This window comes from Hydrogenophaga sp. (assembly GCF_051007235.1).
Taxonomy (GTDB): Bacteria; Pseudomonadota; Gammaproteobacteria; order Burkholderiales; family Burkholderiaceae_C; genus Hydrogenophaga.
Window position 1 is genome coordinate 1 of record NZ_JBPCSJ010000164.1, and the last position, 2,113, is coordinate 2,113.

Annotated in this window: 2 protein-coding genes; both read left to right on the plus strand. The window is 64.3% G+C overall.

Annotated features, from left to right (window positions below; all coding sequences use genetic code 11):
* Positions 1-1,050, plus strand: a 1,050-nt coding sequence (locus tag ACR2JA_RS05930; protein ID WP_434008186.1) for an AMP-dependent synthetase/ligase, incomplete at its 5' end; no start/stop codon positions are given.
* 59 nt (positions 1,051-1,109) lie between these two features.
* The coding region (locus ACR2JA_RS05935; RefSeq protein ID WP_434008187.1) for an ABC transporter substrate-binding protein at positions 1,110-2,113 on the plus strand (1,004 nt) is incomplete at its 3' end.

Below are 2,113 nucleotides of genomic sequence, written 5' to 3' on the forward strand. Positions count from 1 at the left end.
GTCGAGAACCCCGAGACGGTGCCCGAGAACGTGCGCGAGATCGCGCCCACCGTGTTCACCGCCGTGCCGCGCGTGTGGGAGAAGTTCTACTCGGGCGTGATGATCGCCCTCAAGGAAGCGAGCCGCCTGCAGCAGGCCGCCTACGCCTGGGCCATCGGTGTCGGCCAGCGCGTGGCCGACCACGTGCTCAAGGGCGAGACCGTGCCCGCAGGCCTGCAGTGGCAGTTCCGCGCCGCGCGCCTGCTGGTGCTGGACAACGTGCGCAAGCTCATCGGCATCCACCGCGCGCGCTTCCTGGTCACCGGCGCAGCCCCCATCTCGCCCGAGCTGGTGCGCTGGTACCTGGCGCTGGGCGTGCCCATGCTGGAGGTATGGGGCATGACCGAGACCTGCGGTGCGTCCACCGGCATCCCGGCCGAGCGCATCAAGCCCGGCAGCATCGGCCCGGCCGCGCAGTACAACGAAGTGAAGCTGGACCCACAGACCGGCGAGATCCTGGTGCGCGGCCCCAACGTGTTCATGGGCTACCTGAACCTGCCCGAGAAAACGGCCGAGACCATCGACGCCGACGGCTGGCTGCACACCGGCGACGTGGGCGTGGTCGATGAGGAAGGGTTTTTCCGCATCACCGACCGCATGAAGGACATCATCATCACCGCAGGGGGCAAGAACATCACGCCCAGCGAGCTGGAAAACGAACTCAAGTTCTCGCCTTACATCACCGACGCCGTGGTCATTGGCGACAAGCGGCCCTACCTCACCGTGATCATCATGATCGACCAGGAGAACGTCGAAAAGTTTGCGCAGGACAACGACGTGCCCTTCTCCAACTACGCCAGCCTCACCCGCTCGCCCGAGGTGCAGCAGCTGATCCAGGACGTCATCGACGCCACCAACAAGAAGTTCGCGCGGGTCGAGCAGATCAAGCACTTCTGGCTGCTCGACACCCAGCTCAGCGCCGAAGACGAAGAACTCACGCCCACCATGAAGCTCAAACGCAAGCTGGTGCAGCAGAAGTACGCGCAGCAGATCGACGCCATGTACCGCTGAGCGCCGGCCCCGAGCACCACGCTTCCCCCGCCATTCCATCCACCAAGGAGACAAGACCGATGAAAGCCCGAATCTCTCTGACCGCTGCCGCGCTGGCCCTGACGACCGGTGCCGCGCTGGCCCAGTCGCAAGGCGTCAGCAAGGACGAAATCACCCTCGGCTCCATCCAGGACCTGTCCGGCCCGCTGGCCGGCTTCGGCAAGCAGATCCGCCTGGGCATGACGCTGCGCGTGGACGAGATCAACGAGCAGGGTGGCGTCAACGGCCGCAAGCTCAAGCTGCTGGTGGAAGACAGCAAGTACGACCCCAAGAACGCCGTGCTCGCGGCGCAGAAGCTGGTCAACCAGGACAAGATCTTTGCCATGGTCGGCCACCTGGGCACGGCGCAGAACATGGCCGCCATGCCGGTGCAGTTCCAGAAGAACGTTGTCAACTTCTTCCCGGTCACGGCCGCGCGCGAAATGTACGAGCCCTTCCACAAGCTCAAGTACTCGTTCGCCGCCACCTACTTTGACCAGATGAAGAACTCGCTACCCAAGGTGGTGAAGGACAAGGGCGCCAAGAAGGTCTGCGCAGTCTACCAGGACGACGAGTTCGGCCTGGAAGTGCTGCGCGGCGCTAAGGAAGGCCTGAAGTCCATCGGCATGGAAATGGCCGAAGAAGCCAGCTTCAAGCGCGGCGCCACCGACTTCGGTTCGCAGATGCAGAAACTGGCCGCCGCCCAGTGCGACTTCGTCGTGCTCGGCACCATCATCCGCGAGACCGTGGGCACCGTCGCCACCGCGCGCAAGCTCGGCTTCAACCCCACCTTCATGGGCTCCAGCGCGCTCTACACCGACCTGATCCACAAACTCGGCGGCCCCGCCATGAACGGCATCTACGCCACCATGACGGTGCAGAACCCCTACCTGGACGACGCCTCGCAACCCGTGCGCTTCTGGGCCAACAAGTACAAGACCAAGTTCAACGAAGACCCCACCGTGTTCTCGGTCTACGGCTACAACATCATCGACACCTTCGCCAAGGCCGCCGGCAAGGCCGGTGGCAACCTGACCACCGACAG